This window comes from Streptococcus parasanguinis (assembly GCF_019929185.1).
In the GTDB taxonomy this organism is placed as follows: domain Bacteria; phylum Bacillota; class Bacilli; order Lactobacillales; family Streptococcaceae; genus Streptococcus; species Streptococcus parasanguinis_O.
Window position 1 is genome coordinate 1 of record NZ_JAHZPC010000008.1, and the last position, 19,233, is coordinate 19,233.

General features: G+C 42.6%; 21 protein-coding genes. All 21 read right to left on the minus strand.

The window, feature by feature from the left end:
• Positions 1–75: 75 nt before the first annotated feature.
• The gene (locus K1I56_RS06035; RefSeq protein WP_223325525.1) at positions 76–978 is read right to left on the minus strand and encodes a carbohydrate kinase family protein; all 903 of its coding nucleotides are present in this window, start codon (positions 976–978) and stop codon (positions 76–78) included.
• Between the two features lie 83 nt (positions 979–1,061).
• Positions 1,062–1,814 (minus strand): SDR family oxidoreductase, encoded by a 753-nt coding sequence (locus tag K1I56_RS06040; protein ID WP_195412161.1) that lies wholly within the window; start codon positions 1,812–1,814, stop codon positions 1,062–1,064.
• A gap of 4 nt (positions 1,815–1,818) precedes the next feature.
• The gene (locus tag K1I56_RS06045) at positions 1,819–2,649 is read right to left on the minus strand and encodes an energy-coupling factor transporter transmembrane component T family protein (protein ID WP_195915700.1); all 831 of its coding nucleotides are present in this window, start codon (positions 2,647–2,649) and stop codon (positions 1,819–1,821) included.
• Positions 2,621–4,324 carry an ABC transporter ATP-binding protein gene (locus K1I56_RS06050; protein ID WP_049518316.1) on the minus strand — a complete coding sequence of 568 codons (1,704 nt, stop codon included), beginning with the start codon at positions 4,322–4,324 and terminating at the stop codon, positions 2,621–2,623. The genes K1I56_RS06045 and K1I56_RS06050 overlap by 29 nt, the downstream gene beginning before the upstream one ends.
• Entirely contained in the window at positions 4,325–5,098 is a 774-nt protein-coding gene (locus K1I56_RS06055) for a nucleoside phosphorylase (protein ID WP_223325526.1), read from the minus strand.
• A gap of 155 nt (positions 5,099–5,253) precedes the next feature.
• A complete protein-coding gene (locus K1I56_RS06060; protein ID WP_223325527.1) occupies positions 5,254–6,159 on the minus strand; it encodes a DUF4299 family protein in 906 nt (301 codons plus the stop codon).
• Between the two features lie 99 nt (positions 6,160–6,258).
• Entirely contained in the window at positions 6,259–7,242 is a 984-nt protein-coding gene (gene trhO / locus K1I56_RS06065; RefSeq protein WP_223325528.1) for an oxygen-dependent tRNA uridine(34) hydroxylase TrhO, read from the minus strand.
• A gap of 150 nt (positions 7,243–7,392) precedes the next feature.
• A complete protein-coding gene (locus K1I56_RS06070; protein WP_223325529.1) occupies positions 7,393–7,884 on the minus strand; it encodes a DUF6773 family protein in 492 nt (163 codons plus the stop codon).
• A 10-nt stretch (positions 7,885–7,894) separates the two neighbouring features.
• Positions 7,895–8,377 (minus strand): DUF6773 family protein, encoded by a 483-nt coding sequence (locus tag K1I56_RS06075; protein WP_049492393.1) that lies wholly within the window; start codon positions 8,375–8,377, stop codon positions 7,895–7,897.
• Between the two features lie 28 nt (positions 8,378–8,405).
• Positions 8,406–8,600: a helix-turn-helix transcriptional regulator gene (locus K1I56_RS06080; protein WP_003005328.1), complete on the minus strand. Its 195-nt coding sequence runs from the start codon at positions 8,598–8,600 to the stop codon at positions 8,406–8,408.
• Between the two features lie 137 nt (positions 8,601–8,737).
• Entirely contained in the window at positions 8,738–9,289 is a 552-nt protein-coding gene (locus tag K1I56_RS06085; RefSeq protein WP_049472837.1) for an ECF-type riboflavin transporter substrate-binding protein, read from the minus strand.
• A 14-nt stretch (positions 9,290–9,303) separates the two neighbouring features.
• The gene (locus tag K1I56_RS06090; protein WP_049498675.1) at positions 9,304–10,152 is read right to left on the minus strand and encodes an SAM hydrolase/SAM-dependent halogenase family protein; all 849 of its coding nucleotides are present in this window, start codon (positions 10,150–10,152) and stop codon (positions 9,304–9,306) included.
• A complete protein-coding gene (locus tag K1I56_RS06095) occupies positions 10,142–10,738 on the minus strand; it encodes an MptD family putative ECF transporter S component (RefSeq protein ID WP_223325530.1) in 597 nt (198 codons plus the stop codon). The genes K1I56_RS06090 and K1I56_RS06095 overlap by 11 nt, the downstream gene beginning before the upstream one ends.
• 12 nt (positions 10,739–10,750) lie before the next feature.
• A complete protein-coding gene (locus tag K1I56_RS06100; protein WP_003008487.1) occupies positions 10,751–11,443 on the minus strand; it encodes a methionine ABC transporter permease in 693 nt (230 codons plus the stop codon).
• Positions 11,440–12,507 carry a methionine ABC transporter ATP-binding protein gene (locus tag K1I56_RS06105; protein WP_223325531.1) on the minus strand — a complete coding sequence of 356 codons (1,068 nt, stop codon included), beginning with the start codon at positions 12,505–12,507 and terminating at the stop codon, positions 11,440–11,442. Before K1I56_RS06105 ends, K1I56_RS06100 begins: the two co-directional genes overlap by 4 nt.
• Positions 12,500–13,873, minus strand: coding sequence for a M20/M25/M40 family metallo-hydrolase (locus K1I56_RS06110; RefSeq protein ID WP_223325532.1), 1,374 nt, complete (start codon positions 13,871–13,873; stop codon positions 12,500–12,502). The genes K1I56_RS06105 and K1I56_RS06110 overlap by 8 nt, the downstream gene beginning before the upstream one ends.
• 72 nt (positions 13,874–13,945) lie before the next feature.
• On the minus strand, positions 13,946–14,809 hold the full coding sequence (locus K1I56_RS06115; protein ID WP_024056431.1) for a MetQ/NlpA family ABC transporter substrate-binding protein: 864 nt from the start codon (positions 14,807–14,809) through the stop codon (positions 13,946–13,948).
• 24 nt (positions 14,810–14,833) lie between these two features.
• On the minus strand, positions 14,834–15,661 hold the full coding sequence (locus tag K1I56_RS06120) for an amino acid ABC transporter substrate-binding protein (RefSeq protein WP_021153751.1): 828 nt from the start codon (positions 15,659–15,661) through the stop codon (positions 14,834–14,836).
• Between the two features lie 120 nt (positions 15,662–15,781).
• Positions 15,782–16,927 carry an amidohydrolase gene (locus K1I56_RS06125; protein WP_201089856.1) on the minus strand — a complete coding sequence of 382 codons (1,146 nt, stop codon included), beginning with the start codon at positions 16,925–16,927 and terminating at the stop codon, positions 15,782–15,784.
• Between the two features lie 145 nt (positions 16,928–17,072).
• A complete protein-coding gene (locus tag K1I56_RS06130) occupies positions 17,073–18,161 on the minus strand; it encodes a DUF4352 domain-containing protein (RefSeq protein WP_223325533.1) in 1,089 nt (362 codons plus the stop codon).
• Between the two features lie 154 nt (positions 18,162–18,315).
• Positions 18,316–19,227 carry a DMT family transporter gene (locus K1I56_RS06135; RefSeq protein WP_201089859.1) on the minus strand — a complete coding sequence of 304 codons (912 nt, stop codon included), beginning with the start codon at positions 19,225–19,227 and terminating at the stop codon, positions 18,316–18,318.
• Between the last annotated feature and the right edge of the window lie 6 nt (positions 19,228–19,233).

The following is a 19,233-nucleotide window of genomic DNA, read 5'->3' on the forward strand; positions in this document are numbered from 1 at the left end:
CCTACTCAACTGTGCGGAGGTGGGACGACGAAATCGAATTCTAACGAATTACCGATTTCTGTCCCACTCTCTTTTTTATTTTTGTTTCAATTCTGTTCGCAGGGCTTCTTGCTGCTCTTTTGTCAGATGAACGCCCTTACTTGCAACAATCTGGCTAGAGACTTTGTTGGCAAATCTTAAGGCTTGCGTCATATCTAAGCCTTCTAAACGAGCGGATATGAAGGCTCCCACATGGCTATCTCCAGCGCCTACTGTATCGACGACTTCTGTTGGAAAACCGTCTGCCTCATACCAGTTGCCATCATAGGCAACCGCTCCTTTTTCACCCAAGGTGACAATGACTAATTGTCCCGTTCTCTGATACAAGTATTCGATGGCTGGCTGGATCTCTCTGCATCCTGAGAAAGCCAGTGCCTCAGCCTCATTAACATGGAGAATCGGATGCAGATCATAAATTGCTTCCAGTCGATCCTTTGGAATCAAGAGTCCACGTGGCCCAGGTGCGAAAATCACCTGGCCCTCTAGTTGCGAAACAGACTGGACTAATGCAAGACCAGTTGGCTCCTCGACTTCAAGGCCACACAAGTAGATGTATTCAAACAAATCTGTCTCGATCTCTTTTAGCCACTCTGCTTGGAAGCTATACTCCACTCCGTGGTCCGATAAGAAGGTCCTCTCACCATCAGACTCTACAAAGCAGTAACAGCAACCATTGGCCCCTTCTAATGAGATGTTAGAGGAAATCCCTAATTGTTTCAACTCTCTCCGAATAAAATCACCATATATTCCAGAACCGACTGGCGAGACAAACTGGTAGGGTTGCGACAAAAAATGAAGGATATTAACGACATTAAAGGCACAACCTCCCACAGACCATTGCTGGTGATCAATATGGGCATCTCCTTCACGACTTGGCAAACGATCCAAGTAAATCATCACATCACAAACTGTAGAACCAATAATTAACGCAGCTGTCATCTTTTTCTCCTTACTTTGCCTTCTATTATACCAGAGGAAAGATAAAAAACAACCAACCCCATGTGGAGTGGTTGCTTCTCTTTTTAGTCACGATAAACAGGTTGAGGGCCAAAGGTTTGGGAAACCGGCATGATTTCAATCCGATTGACATTGACATGCTTGGGCTGTTGGATCAACCAAGCTACGGTGTTAGCAATGTCTTCAGGCTGAATGGCATGGGCATCACGATAGAGGGCTTCTACCCGTTTTTCGTCTCCTTTAAAGCGAACAGAAGAGAACTCTGTCCCTTCACAAAGACCGGGTTCAATATTGCTGACACGAATCTTCTTGCCAGCTAGATCCGCCCGAAGATTGAGGGAGAATTGCTTGACAAAAGCCTTGGATGCCCCGTAAACATTGGCCCCTGGATAAGGCACAGTTCCTGCTGTAGAGCCCAAATTAATAATATAGCCATCATTTCGTTCCACCATCTGAGGCAAGATTTTCCTTGTCAGATAGGTCAAGCCGACAATATTGGTCTGAATCATGGTCAGCCAGTCTGCGACCTCTGCTTCATAAGCTGGGGCGAGGCCTAGAGCCAAGCCAGCATTATTAACCAAAACATCCACTCTCTCCCAAGCTTTTGGTAAACAGGCAAGTGCATGATCTACCTGAGAAAGATCCGTCACATCCATTTGCAGGGGATAAAAGGTTTCTCCCAACTCTTCTTGGAGGGCCTGTAATTTTTCAATGCGTCTAGCTGATCCGATCACACGGTATCCATCTGCTACTAAGCGACGGCAAATCGCTTGACCAAAGCCAGCTGAAGCTCCTGTTACTAAGATCGTTTCTGACATGTCATTACCTCCATGGATTGTAAAAACGTCCCTGATTGAGAAAGATCAGGACAATACTCAAGACCAGAACAGCCAAGGCTGATAGAATCATCCCATAATCTTTCATTTCCATGGCTTGATGAGAATACCAGGTCCGCTTTTTATTTTTACCAAAGCGACGTAATTCCATGGCCGTAGAAATGCTGTCAATTCGTTCAAGTGAGCTAAAGATTAAGGGAGAGATGATTTGTAAATTGCCTTTGATCCGCTGGATCAGCTTGGCCTTTTTGGACAATTCCACCCCTCTAGCTTCCTGAGACAATTTAATCGTTTGATATTCTTCTTGTACGTCAGGAATGTAACGCAGAGTCAAGCTGACAGAATAGGCAATCTTGTATGATACGCCAATTTGGTTGAGGCTTGAAGCAAACTGACTAGGATGGGTCGTCATCAAAAAAATCAAGGCTAGAGGTATGGTACAGACATACTTAAGAGCTAGATTAAAAAGATAAAAGAGTTCCTGCGAGGTGATACTATAGGAACCCCACCCCTTCATCAGTACCGTTTTTGCCCCATAGATCTCTACACCATACTGAGGGGCAAAGAGATAGACCATGACAACATTTAACAGTGCAAAAACAAGAGCAAATACAAGTACAAATGAAATATCCCGAAATCGAATTCGAGCTGTAGAGAATAACAGCAAGGCGCCCACACCAATTCCTAGAAGGAGCCGAGTATCATAACTCAACATGGCGGCAAGAGATACAAAAAGAAGAAAGAGTAACTTACTCGCACCTGAAAGGCGATGAAGAAAACTCGTCCCCTCATGGTAGCCGACTAATCGATGATTCATGATCTACTCCTTTCTGTTGCATATAAAACTGCGTTAGCGCCAAGGGATCCATTCCTAATCGATTGGCTAAGGCAAAAATCGAAGTTTCTTTGAGATTAGCCTCTTGTAAAATATCCGGATGAGTGAACAGCTCTGCAGGTGAGAGATCAGCTAGAATTTGTCCGTCTGATACCACAAGTGCACGATCAGAATAATCCAACATCAGTTGCATATCATGGGTAATCATGACAATGGTATGGCCTTTTTCTTGCAAGCTATCTAGAAATTCCATGATGTCAGTGTAATTGCGCTGGTCCTGACCTGCTGTCGGCTCGTCCAAGACCAAAATTTCTGGTCCTAAAACTAGTATAGAGGCGATGGTCACCCGTTTCTTTTGCCCATATGAGAGGGCAGAAATCGGCCATTTACGAAACTCATAGAGACCACAAGTTTTCAGTGCTTGATAGACACGCTCCTTAATATCTTCTTCCGATATCCCCCGCAAGCGCAAACCTAGAGCGACTTCGTCAAAAATCATATTGGTTGAAATCATTTGATTGGGGTTTTGTAGGACATAGCCTACTCGCTCAGCCCGTTCCTTGACACTCTCCTGCTTGATATCTTCACCTCTAGAGGTGTATTGCCCATCTGTGGTAATGAATCCACAGATGGCTTTCGCAAGAGTTGATTTCCCTGCCCCATTCTTCCCGACAATCGCTAAGCGCTGCCCTTTCGGAATCGTGAGGGATATATTTTTTAAGATCGGATGATTTTCTTGATAGGCAAAGGAAATCTGTTCCAACTTCAATAGTTCTTCTGCTTCACCAGTTTTAGTAAAGGTCGCTTCTGGAATGGAACGATTCACACCAGTAAGCTCGATATCTTCTAGACGATCTAGATGCTCCAATTGATCAATATCCTGTCCTAGCTGGCGAAGAGTTGTTAAATACAGAGGTTCTCGAATACCATTTTCAGCTAGAAGTGTCGTTCTCAACAACTCATCTGGTCGACCATTAAAGAGAACTTGTCCTTGATTGATCAAGATAACCCGATCGACAGGACGATAGAGTACATCCTCTAAACGGTGTTCGATAATAATGGTGGTCGTCCCCTGTTCTTCATGAATCTGATCAATCAGATCAATAATATCCTGACCCGACTTGGGATCTAGATTAGCCAGTGGCTCATCAAAGAGCAGGATCGGACTTTCGTCAATCAGAACACCTGCTAAGCTGACCCGTTGTTTTTGCCCACCGGACAAATCTTGTGGCCGATGATCCAAGAGATTCATCAAATCTAAGCGTTCTGCCCAACTCTGCACACGCTCTTTCATCGTTCCCAGCTCCACCATGTCATTTTCAAGGGCAAAAGCCAAGTCTTCTGCGACACTCAAACCTATAAACTGGCCATCTGTATCTTGCAAAACCGTACTGACCAAGTGAGATTTCTCATAAATACTGAGATCAAAGGCTTCTTTCCCCTGAATGAGGAATTGCCCACTACTGGTTCCCTTATAGATATTGGGGATAATCCCATTTAAGCACTGGCCAATAGTTGACTTGCCAGAACCAGATGGCCCAACAATCAGAACCTTTTCCCCCTTATAAATGGTTAAGTTGAGATTTTTCAAGGTTGGTTCAGACTGTGCCTTGTATTGGAAGGAAAAATCCTTCAGTTCAATCATTGCTTCTTTCATTTAGTTTGCCTTTTCCCAAAAGAGCGCAAATTGGATGGCTAACTCCGCGATGCGATCCTTGCTATCTAAATCTTCATGACTAGATAAGGTTCGGATATCCCATTTTTCTTCCGAGAGGTGGTCAGCTGCATAGAAGAAATGGCAGAGCTCAAAGCCCCTATAAGCTGCTAAGGCTGCCACTGCCGAACATTCCATATCCACACAGATGGCTCCCGCTTCCTTTCGTCGCTTCATCTTGTCAATGGTTTCCCGGTACGGTGCATCTGTCGTCCACACTTTTCCTGACTGATAAGAAACCTTGTGACTGTCCAGAAAGGCTTGGAAGAGAGAGAGGTTTTTCTTGTTTACTTCCACTTCATCACTAGCCGGAAGATAGTGGTAACTGGTCCCCTCGTCGCGAAGAGCAGCCGTTGGAATGATGATGGAAGTCGCTTCGATATCACGGTCTAAAACCCCACAGGTCCCAAAGAGCACCAGTTTTTCCATCCCAAATTGAATCAAATCCTCTATAATCCCCACACAGGAAGCAGCCCCAACGGGTGCATTAAAGGCAGCAATTTGTTGGTCTTCAATAGTGATCCCATAGACCAGGACTTCAAAGTTGGCCATGGAGGTTCTTGCAATGACCTCATGATCGTAATTCTCAAGGAGGCGCGCAAAAGTTACTCTTGAAAAGCAAGAGATGACTACTTTGGGAAATCCTTCAATTGGTTGGTGTAAGTCTTGTGGATTGATAATCGCCTGTCGATTGGCATCAAATTCTTCTAACAGCATTTCGTGCACCTCTTTCATTCTACTTCTAGGCCCCTATTATACCATAATTAGCCTAGTCATTGGTTTTTGATCAAAGGAAGGGCATAAAAAAGAACCGCTCCCAGACGTTAGATTTTTCGGATCAAATGTCTGAGGGATAGTTCACTGCGATATTGTTACTTGTTTTCCAATTGCGCTAATTCTAGCAACCGCTCTTTGGACAATTTTTTGATTTCAATTTGACTAGCATCTAGCAGCTGGAATTCATCTGGCTCTAGCGCTTCTATAAGTTTCTTCAGAGCAAGAGAGCCAATTGGATGGTAATTTTCTGGCTTATCCGGATCTCCATCGATCGCAACCAATAGAACTCGCCAATCAATGATACCCGCTAAGCCCACAATTTCTACATATTCTGCAGGAACATGTGGCACGCTTGGCAAGACCGTATCCGTATCTTCTGTCAAGCTATAGCTAGCTAAAAATGCTCCTGTCTCCTCCTGTTGATAAAAACGGACTTGACTGAAATAAGCTGCACTATATTGAATCTTCTTGATAAAGGCAGAGTAGGCTTCTAGTGGATGGACATGGTTCAAGACTTCCTGAACTGTATCCCGATCCAAATAGACTGGATGAGCGAAGCCTTGTACTTCAAACTCTTTTAGATCTTTTTCTTTCGTCAAATTACCCAGCGTTTCTAGGATAACGACTTCATAATCAAAATGGAAAATAGAATCGGGAGTATAGCTCACGCTATCGCTGGCCACAATCTCCGTTCCTAATACTTCTGCGAGCCGACTAAGCCATCGAAGGGCCAACTGCCAATCTTCTTCTATCGCAAAAGAGGGCACCTGAATCTGATAAGACTCTTCCTCATCAAAATAGCGTAACTGCAGAGGAAGACCGCTCTTACCAAATACGATACAGTTCAAGCCTTCAAAATCATTTAAGGGACGATGAAGGGTGGCAGGATCATAGTTGTAGGTTGTCAACCCTTCCACTAATTTAAGAACTTCCTGTGCTGCGAGTACTTTCTGATAGCCAAATAAGCTCTTTTTATTTTTGATTGAAAACACGATACTCATTTGTTTTCTCCTTTGTGAAATCGCTTACCTAAAGTATAGCACAATTTTCAATCAATTTCCATATAAAAACAGCCTGAGCTTTCAGGCTGTTTGTTTCCATTATGCAGGTGCCCCATCAAGTGTCTCACCGATAAGGGCCAAACGCTCAGCAACCTCTGCTTGTGACAAGTTGTGTTCTTCAACATAACGATTGCGAGGGTGAACCCGGCACTCATGCGAACATCCGCGAAGGTACTTGTCTTCGTTTTCTTCTGAAGTCAAGATCCGACGGTTACAGAAAGGATTTCCACAGTTGACATAGCGTTCACATGGTGTTCCATCAAACCAATCTTTTCCAACTACACTTGGATCGACATGGTTGACATCGACTGCAATCCGCTCGTCAAAGACGTACATTTTCCCATCCCACAGTTCGCCTTGAACTTCTGGGTCTTTCCCGTAAGTGGCGATTCCGCCATGCAATTGACCAACATCTTTGTAGCCTTCACGCACCATCCAGCCAGAGAATTTCTCACAGCGGACTCCACCTGTACAGTAGACGACAACGCGTTTGTCCATGAATTTTTCCTTGTTATCACGGACCCATTGTGGCAATTCACGGAAGTTGCGGATGTCTGGACGAATAGCCCCACGGAAGTGACCAAGATCGTACTCGTAGTCATTCCGAGTATCAAGGACAACGGTATCTTCGTCGAGAAGAGCTTCTTTAAACTCTTTTGGAGACAAGTAAGCACCTGTTGTTTCAAGAGGATTGATGTCATTATCGAAATTATCATCCTCTAAACCAAGGTGGACAATCTCTTTCTTATAACGGACAAACATCTTCTTGAAAGCTTGCTCTTCTTCCTCATCAATCTTGAACCAGAGGTCTTCCATCCCTGGAAGGTTGTGAACGTAGTCCATGTATTTTTGTGTTGTTTCGTAGTCACCAGAAACAGTTCCATTGATTCCTTCGTCAGCGACTAGGATACGTCCTTTGAGGCCGATTGATTTACAGAAGGCCAAGTGGTCGGCTGCAAATTGTTCTGCATTTTCAATGGGGGTATAGAGGTAGTAGAGTAATACGCGAATAGGTTTTGCCATAATATTCTCTTTTCTAAGATTAAATTATCAGAATTTTTCATTCAACTATACCAGTATACTCTCCCAAGAAAACGAATGCAATTTATTTGACTGAAAAATAAAAGCCTGGTTTCCCAGACTTTTATACGACGAAACCAGGGTTCCAACTTCCTACTCTTCCTTTTCCATCTGATCCAGATAGGCTTCATAGCGTTTTTTCTCTACTTTTGCAAGGAGCATTACAAGGGTATTCATCCCCCATACAATCGGAAGATTCAGGAGAAATGTGATAGGAAGCACCAGCAAAAATTTTGAATGGAAGGGATTGGACTGATAGACAGCTTGGTTTAATTGAAAATTTTGGGCCCAGATGAACAAGGAGAGAATAAAGGTTACTGCTACAATTCCCGTCACATTTAGATAGCTATAACTGATAAATCTCACACCCAATCGTTGACAGCGAATCGAATAATACAATCCTGAGACGATGAGTAAGGCTACCACCATGATTGGACTGAGCCCCACCTTAGATGTAAAAATGGATCCCACAGTAAAAACAGTTAAGGCAAGGAAAAGAAAACCAGCCGTCTCAGCACCAGCCTTATTAGCTAAGCCTTCTTCTCGTTCATCTATGATTTGTTTGTTCAGCAAGTGTAATCTCATCTCTTCCTCCTTATTCTTCATCCTCTAACTCTGCCTCGATCTTCTCTTGTTTTTTCCGATTGATAAGAGCAAGTGGTTTTTCAAGCAGATCTGTCAGGATGGCAAAAACGATGATTTCTAATAAAATTTTGATCAGATACTTGGGACTCAAGATAAAGCTCGTTGCCTCTCGCTTTCCAATCACATCCATGGCTATCATCAGCACAGCAAAGACTAGACCTGACCCAAGGCGACTCAACCAGCTATCTTTTTCTAACACATCTCGGATATCAATCCCTGAACTGATCCTTCTTAGCAGAGCATAAGCCCCCATGGCAATCAGAAGGAACATCTCAGGGAGATAAGCGACTAGGTCTAAGTCCAGGATACTGGATTTCACAAAGGCAGATAGGGCAATAAAGCAGGTCATGCCAAGGACAAGTTCTCCTGCGATTTTTCCATCCAGTAGCATGGTCCGTTCATCTTTTACAATTGGTTCTTTTTTTTGTTTCATATGTTTCCTCTTTCTATTATTAAAACTGTTACTCCCAGAACAGTTGATCCAGCGTCTTATCCAAGGTCTTACAGATGGCAAGGCAGAGGCTGAGGGTCGGATTGTATTTCCCTGCCTCGATCAGGCCAATGGTCTGGCGTGTCACCCCAATGGCATCTGCAAGATCCCCCTGGGTCATATCATGTTCGACCCGGGCCATTTTTAATTTGAGATTTTTCGCCACAGGCTTTTCCTTTCTTATTTTTATAGCTCTATTATACACTATATTTTCTATTTTGCAATATATATCTTACATTTTGTAAAAAATATTTTTTACAAAACAAAAAAAGCCTGGTTTCCCAGACTTACTCTTCTGCACATTTAATCTTTGGTCAAACTTCCATCTTTTGTTTGAGTCCGTGCATAAGCGATCAAGAGAAGAGAACCTGCAACAGCCACTGTTAATGCATTAAAAGAACCCGCAACAACACCTTGTAGGAAGACTTTATTGGCACTTTCCTTGTAGATCAAGACATCTCCAACCGGAGCAATCAAGCCCCAGATCACAAGGTTGGATACGATTTGAACGATGTTAAAGACAATTAATTCTTTCTTTGTCACTTCCCCTTTGAATTCACCGATTTGTTTGCGGAAGAAACCAACAAAAAGTCCAAACAAACCACTTGAAATGATCCAAGTCCACCAAAGACCACCTGACATAGCATCCTTAATGGCATGACCAATCAAGCCGATTAAGAAACCGACAATCGGACCAAAAACTACACTAAAGAGAGCTTGAAGGGCATATTGCAACTGAATGCTCGTATTCGGTGCAGGTGCAGGGATTTGCAACATAGCAATCACGACAAAGAGGGCTGCTCCAACCCCAATAGCTACAACATCTTTAATTGAAAATAATGATTTCTGTTTCATTCTGATATCTCCTATTAATTTTCCATTTTTCTAATCTCGATATTCCAAGAAGCCCCAACTCCTACATTATAGGCCTTAGCAAAGGATCCCTGGTTGATGGCAAGACCAACACGGTAGAGGGAATTGATATAAAGGATTGGCTGTCCAATCCGCACGTCGGCGAAAGACTTGCCGTAGGTTACTTGGTTTTGGTAAACCAGCATGTCATTGTTATAGATGGTCACTTCAAAGCGTTCCCCAAATTCAGGTTTCAAATGATTGAACTCTTCTCGGGTAATCGAAGTCCAGAGAGAACCAAAGCGCACATCCAAGATGTCAACTGCTCCTTTGACAAGATTGTCCTCCATAACCGTTTCCACCACTGGGATTTCTACAATGTGTTCGACACTGAGTTCTGGTCCCACTTCCTCAAAGCTGATATGGCCACTGGCTAACTTAGCTCCTGTATAGGCATAGACATCACGCCCATGGAAGGTATAAGAAAACTCTGTATTGGCCCGGCGGTTCTTCACCTCTGAAATCTCACGGATAGCAACAATCCCTACATGTTTCTTGATAAAAGAGAGAGTTCCATTATCCGGAGTGACAATGTATTGATTTTTCGCCGTTTTAGCTACCACACTCTTTCGTTTGGAACCGACCCCCGGATCGACCACCGAAACAAAGGTCGTCCCTTCTGGCCAGTAATCTACTGTCTGAAAGAGACGGTAACTCCCTTCAAAGATATTGTAGGGGGTAATATCATGAGTTAAGTGGTGAATTTTAAGGGTTGGCGATTCTTCTAAAGCAACCCCAATCATAGCGGATACTGCTCCATCCACCAAACCAAAGTCTGACTGAAGAACTAGTAAATTATTGTGCATCTTTATCTCCTTTTTTGACCAATAATGGAAGAAGGATTTTCGATAGTCCCCATCCTAATCCAGCACCCAGTATGACTGTGAGGACAAACCAAGTGATGGTCGCTAGATCTGGTGATACCATCACCCGATTGACATAGTCTATCGATTTACCACGATCCAGTAACGACATGCGGTAACTGGCTGGATAGAACCACATCATAAGAATGGGCCCTGTTGTCGCAAAGGCAAAAATAACAAAAGACAAGGCATTTCGTAAATTCGAGCGAAAACGACCACTTGAGGCGACCATCTCCGCAAAACTTCCGGCGATCAAGGCTGGAATAAAGGCACCTGCACCATGACGCGAAAAGAGGAAGAAGGATCCGATCACGCAGCCAACTATAAAGATAGATCCAACTCCTTTTATTTTTTCTAGATAATAGCGGTAGATCGTCCCGCTAAACAGGGCTGAAAAGGCAGGAGCATAAAACATATTTCCTTGATGATCGACCAGATTTCCAACTAAGACCCCCAGTCCAATCGCAAGAAAATAGAGGAAAGTGAAGGCTCCAACTTGTTTTATTTGATTCACATTTATTCTATTCATTGGATACTGATCCTAACGGTGGCTAATTTTCTTCGAAAGGAAGTCCCCGATAAATTGGACCAGAACGATCAGAATCAGGATCAATAAGGTCGCCACAAAGATGACATCATTGTTAAACATATTTTTCCCGTAGTTGATGGCCAAGGTTCCTAATCCTCCAGCACCAACGGCACCCGCCATGGCGGTTTCTCCAATCAAGGAAATGATGGTCACTGTTGTCACACGGATCAAATCAGGAAGCCCTTCACGAAGGTAGACACCGACAATATCCCAGAAGGTTGCCCCACTGGCTTGTGCTGCTTCAATCACGCCTCCATCCAACTCGGACAAGACTACTTGGACTTGGCGGGCAAAGAATGGAAAGACAGCCAAAGACAGCGGAACAAGGGCTGCTGTAGGACCAATGGTATTTTTCAAGAGCAAGTAGGTCAAGGGATTAATAAAGGCCAACAAGATAATGAAAGGAATGGCGCGGAACAAGGAAGTAATCTTATCCAAAATTTGGAAAACGATTCTATTTTCGATGACACCACCTGGACGGGTCAAGACTAACAAAAGTCCTGTCACCAAACCTAAAAATCCACCAATAATGAAGGAAATAACGGTCATGTAAAGAGTCAAGTAAATAGCGGTTCCCCATCCATACTGGCCAGACCACCCTAATTTATAGACATTTGGTAAATATGTTTGAATTAACTGGATCATGCTTTTCTCCCATCTTTCACAATAGTCACGGAAACTCCTGCATTTTCTAACTCAGCTTTGGCCGTTTCCAGATTTTGATTTTCACCTGATAAGATGACCACCAATTCTCCAACAGGCGTGTTATCAAGGATCTCGATGTTCCCAAATAAAATGTTGGCAGATACTTGGTACTGCTTGTAAATATCATTGATGATGGCTGTATCTGTCACAGAACCTGCATACTTGAGATGCGCCAAAATCGAATCATCAGGCAAGTTCTTAACAATCGCTTGTTGATTGATTTTTACCATGGCTTCATCGATTCCTGTTGCAACTGTGATAAAGTCTTGCGTCAAAGCATTTTTCGGATTCGAGAAGATATCTAAAACAGACCCTTCTTCAATCAGTTCGCCATTTTGCATGACAGCTACCCGGTTGGCAATATCTTTGACAATTTGCATCTCATGGGTGATCAAGACAATGGTTAAGCCAAGTTTTTTGTTTAACTCTTGCAACAAAGCTAGAATTTGTTTGGTCGTCTTTGGATCCAGGGCTGAAGTTGACTCATCTGAGATCAAAATCTTTGGATCGTTGGCAAGGGCACGCGCAATCGCTACCCGTTGCTTTTGACCACCAGACAATTGTGCTGGGTAATTCTCTGCACGGTCAGATAGACCAACCAGTTCCAACAATTTCGCCACTTTCTCATTCTTTTGTTCTTTGTTTAATTTAGAATGTTTAAGAGCAAAGGCTACATTTTCTGCGACAGTCATTTGAGCCATCAAGTTGAAGTGTTGGAAAATCATTCCGATATCCCGACGTTTCTCCCGAAGGGTAGCCGGTTTTAAGGTCACCTGATCTTGATAAATCACATCACCATCAACAGTGATGGTTCCGGCACTAGGCACTTGCAAGAGATTGATCACCCGAACCAAGGTCGATTTCCCAGCTCCGGAATACCCTACAATCCCATAGATATCGCCTTCATTAATATGAATAGTCACATCTTTGACGGCTTGGATCTGACGTTTCTTTTGCTGGAAGGTCACATCAATGTGGTCCAGCTGAATCATTGCTTTACTCATAACTTGCTATTAACTCCTTTATCAATTCAATATGGGTATAATAATCGGCGATTTTCACATTTTCGTCGCCCCCATGATCACGGCTATTGGCATTGCCAATTCCAAAGGCTGCCATCGGTACCTGTAAAGCCTCAAATACCGTATGCATGGGCCCTGTCCCCGCTGTTGTTGGAAGAATAGAAACTCCTTCTGGATAGAAATCTTTGGCCAACCGAATGACATTTAAAATCGATGGGGCACTCATATCACTTCGGTAACTCATTTCACCGAGAGTATAGACCAATTCGACCTGATCATAGCCATTTTTCTTCAATTGCTGCTTGATCTTTTCTAAGACATCCTTGGGATCCAGTCCAGGAACCAAACGCACCTCCATCTTGGCACGTGCCTCTGCCGGAAGAATCGTTTTAACACCTTGTCCTTGGTAACCAGAGCCAAAACCTTCAATATTCAGGGCTGGTTCAAAATAGAAACGGCGTAGGAATTCTTTTCGGTCTTCCTTCAAGATTGGAAGGCTTAGACCATAGGTTTCCGCTACATCTTCTGGTCCTTTGTTGGCATATTGCTCGATCAAAGCTAGCTCGCGTTCATTGGGTTCTTGGATCTGATCGTAAATCCCATCCACCAAGATTCGGCCTTCTTTGTCACGAAGACTGGCGATAGCATTTAACAAATACCAAGAAGCAGAGTCCACCACGCCACCATAGCTGGAATGGATATCCACTTCTGCACTCTTCACCACCATATCAAAAGTGACGATCCCCTTGCTACCACCGGAAATTTCCAACTGACCCTGATTATTTCGTGTGCCTTGTTCCCAGACTAGGAGGTCTGCCCCACGCAAGTGTTTCTTGTGTTTGGCCAAGTATTTATCCAAGTCAGTCGATGCAGACTCCTCTGCCCCTTCGATGATAAAGGTGATATTGACTGGCAAATCGCCACTTTCACGAATGTATTTTCGAAGAGCTGTGAGACGAGCTGTGATATGCCCCTTGTCATCATCAACCCCTCGACCGTACATGGTTCCATAATGAACAGATAAGGTGAAGGGATCTCCCGTCCAAGGTTGATCTCCATCAGCTGGTACCGTATCATAGTGGTTATAAAAAATGATGGTTTTGGCTTCAGGATATGGCGAGAAAAATTTGGCAATCACAAAAGGTGCTGTATAGCTATCATCCACTTCGACTTTGGCTCCTGCAGCTGTAAAAATTTCTCCCAAATAGTTGGCTACTTCCTTGAGACCAACTTGTTGGGCAAAGATGGATTTTTTTGAAATCAAGGTTCGCAACACTTCAAAATAATGTTGTGCGACCTCATCATTTTCAAATTTACGGATTTGTTCCGCTTCTGTTGCAAAAGGCATGCATTCCTCCTAATACACGATAAGAGGTAGAGAATTGCTTCTCCACCTCCTTCATACACTTGAGATCAAATCTTAGAAGACTGGTTGGTCCATTCCTTCTGAAGATTCTTCGATCACTTTCTTCACATTGTCTTTGTGATAGGCTTTGATGATTTCTTTGATTGCTTTTGCTTTATCAGATTTTTCCCAATCTTTCTTAGCAGCGATCACGTTGTACCATTGTTTTGAGTTGTTGTCTTTCTTTTCAACATAGATAGCTTTTTTGAAATCAACGCCTGCTTCACGAACGAAGGTATTGTTGATGACTGCAGCATCTACTGATGGAAGAGCAGATGGTGTTTGTGAAGCATCCAATTCAGAAATCTTCAAATCTTTTGAATTTTCTTTGATGTTTGACACGTTTGCCAATTGTCCATCCTTAGTATCCAATTTAATCAAACCTGCTGATTGCAAGACATACAAGGCACGGCTTTCATTTGTTGGGTCATTTGGTACAGCGATTGTTCCACCTTTAGGAATTTCTTTAATTGAAGTGTATTTGTTTTTACCGTTTTCTGTACCAGAGTAAAGACGGATTGGAGCGATGTACGTATCTGCTACTGCAACAAGGGCCTTGTCGTTTTTAGAGTTCCAGTTATCAAGGAAGTTGTAGTGTTGGAAAGCATTGATATCCACGCTACCATCTTTTACAGCCACGTTTGGTTGTGAGTAGTCTGTAAATTGAGTGAATTCCAATTTGATCCCTGTTTTAGCGTCATCCAAGTTCTTTTGAACTTGATCCCAACGAGCTTTTTCAGTGTCGCTCAAAGTCATAACACCCACTTTTACAGTTGTTTCACCATCTTTGCTAGATGATTTTGAAGAACCACATGCTGCAAGAGCAAATGTTGCAATAGCTGCAAGAGCTGTTAAACCAAGAATTTTTTTCAATTTCATTTTGAAGTCTCCTTTAATTATATATTATTCTTTAATATCTTTTGCTTCTGGTAGATAAACTCCACCAAAGTATTTTTTAGACAGTTTTTCAAGGGTTCCATTGTCATAGAGTTCCTTGATACGTTTGTTGACAAATTTTTGAAGGTCTTTATCTTCTTTTGCAATAATTGGATACACATAAGGTTGTTGGTCGCTTGGAAGCTCGATAACCTTCAAGTTGTCATAGCCTTGATCACGAATGATAGTATCTACTGAGATCCGTTCGAAGATCTTGTAATCTGTACGACCATCCGCTAAATTAGCCATGATGGTTTGAATGGTTCCATCTGTGTATTGCAAGTTAGTTGGATTATCTGAATGTTTTTTATTGTAATCTTCTAATTGTTTAGCAGTAGATGTTCCTTGAACAACTTCTGTTTTCTTGCCACCAATGTCATCCAACGATTTAATAGAAGAATCTTTTGGTACGACCAACACTAATGGATTACGAGCATATGGATTTGGATAGAGGTATTTTTCTTCCCGCTCTTTTGAGTAACTAATGTTGTTGGCACCGATTTGGAAACGGTCACTATCTAAGCCAGCAAAGACTGAAGACCACTCTGTTTTGTTAAAGTTTACTTCATATTTGTCTGAACCTTTGAAGATTTCACGCAAAACTTCGATTTCATAACCGGTTAGCTTGCCGTCTTTTTCTTCGTAAGAGAATGGTTTGGTTGTTCCAACAGTCCCAACTTCAATGGTTTTCTTACCACTGGCTGATTTACCAGATGAACATGCTACTAAAGCACTGGTTGCAAGGACTGCAACTAATCCTAAAGCAGAATACTTAATCACTTTTTTTAGATTCATAGGATCTCCTTATTCGTTTCAGGCACATAAAACGCCATTTTAAAAGTATTTTTTAATTTTATCAAAAAAGCATTTACTTGCCTAATATATATTTTTTATGGAGGTGATAGTTTTTCTTTATCACACTTCTTTGGCCTTAAAATATCGCAATAAAGCTTGCGCATTTTCAACATAATAGGGAACCGATACCTCAAAGGCTGCATCATCGATGGTCATGTGATCATGATGGAGGTCTGGCGCATCCGGCTCTCCATTCGAACCGATAAAGGCAAAGACTCCAGGAATTCGCTCTTGGTAAAAGGCGAAGTCTTCTCCAGCAGTAGAAGGATTTGCTGGAATCACTTCAGCCAAACCTTGTGAAGCTTCCCAAACCACCTGCGTCAATTCCTCATCATTAAAGGTAACGGGCGGGGTCACACCCCACTCAAAAGCCACATCTACTTCCAGACTTTCTGCAATGTGTCGAATGATAGAAATAAAATGTGCCTTCAAGTCTCTTTGCACACTCGGATTAAAGGAACGAATGGTTCCTTCAAAATAGCCTGATTTTGGGAGCACATTCCAGGTTGAGCCCACATCCAGGTGCGTAATGGACAAAACAGCTGTTTCAAAAGGAGAAACGGTCCGTGAAATTAATAATTGTAAGTTCTGAACCATGGTTGTGACAGCCGTTACAGTGTCAACTCCCAAATCCGGTCTCGCAGCATGGCTACTAACCCCTGTCACGGTAACCTTGAATTTCTCAACCCCTGCCATCATAGCTCCAGCATTCAAGGCAAGTTGCCCTGCTTTTAGCTGGGGAATGTTGTGAAAACCAATAATTCCTTGAACATCCTCCAACAGTCCTGTTGCCAAAACATCAGAAGCACCTTCTGAGATTTCTTCTGCTGGTTGAAAGATCAAGCGTATGGTTCCTTCAAGCTGATCTTCTTTTTCCTTGAGAAGAGCTGCTGCTCCTAGAAGACTGGTTTGATGAAAATCATGACCACAGGCATGCATGACGCCTGGATTCTGACTTTGGTAGGGCAGATTCGTTTGTTCCAAAATTGGAAGGGCATCGATATCTGCTCGAAGTGCCACTACCGGTTGGCCGGAGCCAATTTCTGCAATCAGACCAGTTTTTAATCCACTCTCTAAAATACGAATCCCCAACTCTTCTAAACGCTCTTTTAGAAAGGCGGTTGTCTGGTATTCTTGACCAGACAATTCTGGGTGTTGGTGGATATAGTGGCGAATCTCTGCTAACTCTTCATAAGAAAAAGACACAAGCCTTCATCTCCTTTCAAACTTAAAATTATTTTATCACTAATAGGTGTTTCCGTCTAATTCTTGTTTCTTGGGTTTTGATATAGTTTCAAACTATAGACAAAAACACTCCTAGATTCCTATCCTAGGAGTGCCAACTTCAGCATTAAGAAAGATTTCCCTCGAATTTTTCCATAAAGCTATCACTATTGTAGGCTTTTTCTACTTCCCATTTGCCATCTTTCTTAACAAAGGTCAACTGGTAGTCGTACCGATCCGGCGTCGTCAAGGGACGATCTGCAAGAGAAGCCATCATTTCCTCTCTATAGGCTTTATTTTGAGCCTGATTCGCCTCGATGATACCTGGATAGTCTTTTCGATGTTCTTGATAGAAGGTCTGCATGTGGTTTAAAATCGTCTTTTCCATGCTGACTGTCTCAGGATTCAAGCTAATAACTACCTTGTCTGGGAAGTATTGTTTGACCTTATAGGTTAATTTCGCGCGCTTAGCATTTTCCTTTTCATAAGCATCGATAAACTGGTTCACTTCTTCTTCAGAGAATTGGTAATCATGTAGTTTACGAGTAAAGTCAGCCGCAAATTTCGCACGGAAATCACTGGCTTCCTTTTTCAAATCAGTTCCCAAAACAAAAGCGTCATCCTTTTTGACCTTTCGTTGGCCACTGAAGTAAACTTGATTGATGTATTCATCTGCTAGAATAGTGGAAGCTTCCACCTTGTCCTCATACTGAGAAGAATCCACCGCAAATTTTAAAGGCTTGGATTTTTTATCAGAGCTATAGGTTTTTCGTTCATACTGCACTTCGTACTTCTTGCCTTTTTCGACTGGGAAGACAATATAGCCGGTTAATTTTTTATCCTGGGCCAACTGATCACTCTTGAGCAATTGGAAGGCTTCCGTTTGGTCATAAATTCCTGACTGCAATTTGACCTTGTTATTCTCCGCATCGTAAATGGTGATATCTGAATCTGACACGTTAATAGATTCTTTAGCAACATTCTTAAATTCTAATTGAAGGGCCAAATAAGTGCCGTTTTCTGAGTCATTGAGGACAGGCGGTTTGATGTATTGCCCTCCTTTTAGGCTCAGCTCTACTTGACCGTCAGATGCAGAGCTTTTCGCTGCTTTTTCTGTCTTTGCTTGCTGCGAATTTGTCTTTTGAGCACTGATTCCACAAGCCGCTAAACTCAAGGTCGCTACAGCAAATAGGGTCCATTTAAAAATCTTTTTCATCCTCATCTCCTTAAAAAAGTTTTGTTCTATTTTAACATCTTTTTCTAGCGATGTATACGCTATATAGTGATAACTCTCCCTCAGAGGGCGAGGATTACAAAAAGGCCAAGACCTTCGTCTCAACCTTTTAACTAAAATATGATTGGTTTTGGTTTTACAAGATTCCTTTTTCTTTTTGAATCATGAGATCCTTGAGGGAAATCAAGAGGACCGCAAGGAGGATCATAGCCATTCCGATAAAATCAATGGCAAAGAAATGTTCATTCATAATGATAAAAGAAAAGAAAACTGCTGAAATAGGTTCCATAGCTGCAAGAAGACTTCCTTTAACTGCACCGATCAGACTCGTTCCTTTCAAAAAGACAGTATAGGCAAATATGGTCCCAATCACCACCAAGCCAACTAAGCCCATCAGATTGTCCATGCTATATTGGCCATGAAAGAGTCTTCTTCCTGTGAAGGGAATCATCACAAGTCCTGGAATGAGCATACCGATACCAATCACCAACATACTTCCCCATTTTTGAATTAATTGAATCGGCAGAATAATGTAGAGGGCATAGGCAAAGGCAGAAACCAGTCCCCAAACTAGTCCTTTAGGAGTGATGGCTAATTGATTTAGTTGACCATGGGTTGCAATGAGAAAGGTCCCTGCGATCGCTAAGACCATGGAAATGACCTCAGATACTGTCGGAGCTACTCGGTCCTTAACACAAGAATAGGCCAAAACTACAATGGGACAGAGATATTGAAAAACAGTTGCCGTACCTGCATTAGTCGCATCAATCGCTTCTAGATAAGTCAATTGGGTCATTAACAACCCTAAAAAAGCAAATAAGAGCAAGGGAAGGTAGGACGAGCGGTCTCTTAGAAAGGCCTTTACTTTTTCCTGGTCTGCTAGATAAGCAAGAAGCAGCAGCACAGCCCCTGAAAACACTAAACGAATCGTTGTCAAACCAATTGCTGTAAATCCATGAGCCAGTAGGTACTGGCCACAGGCTCCTGACAAGCCCCAAGCGATCCCAGCGATCAAGGTCATGAGTGTTCCTTTCATCGTCTTTGACATAGTCCC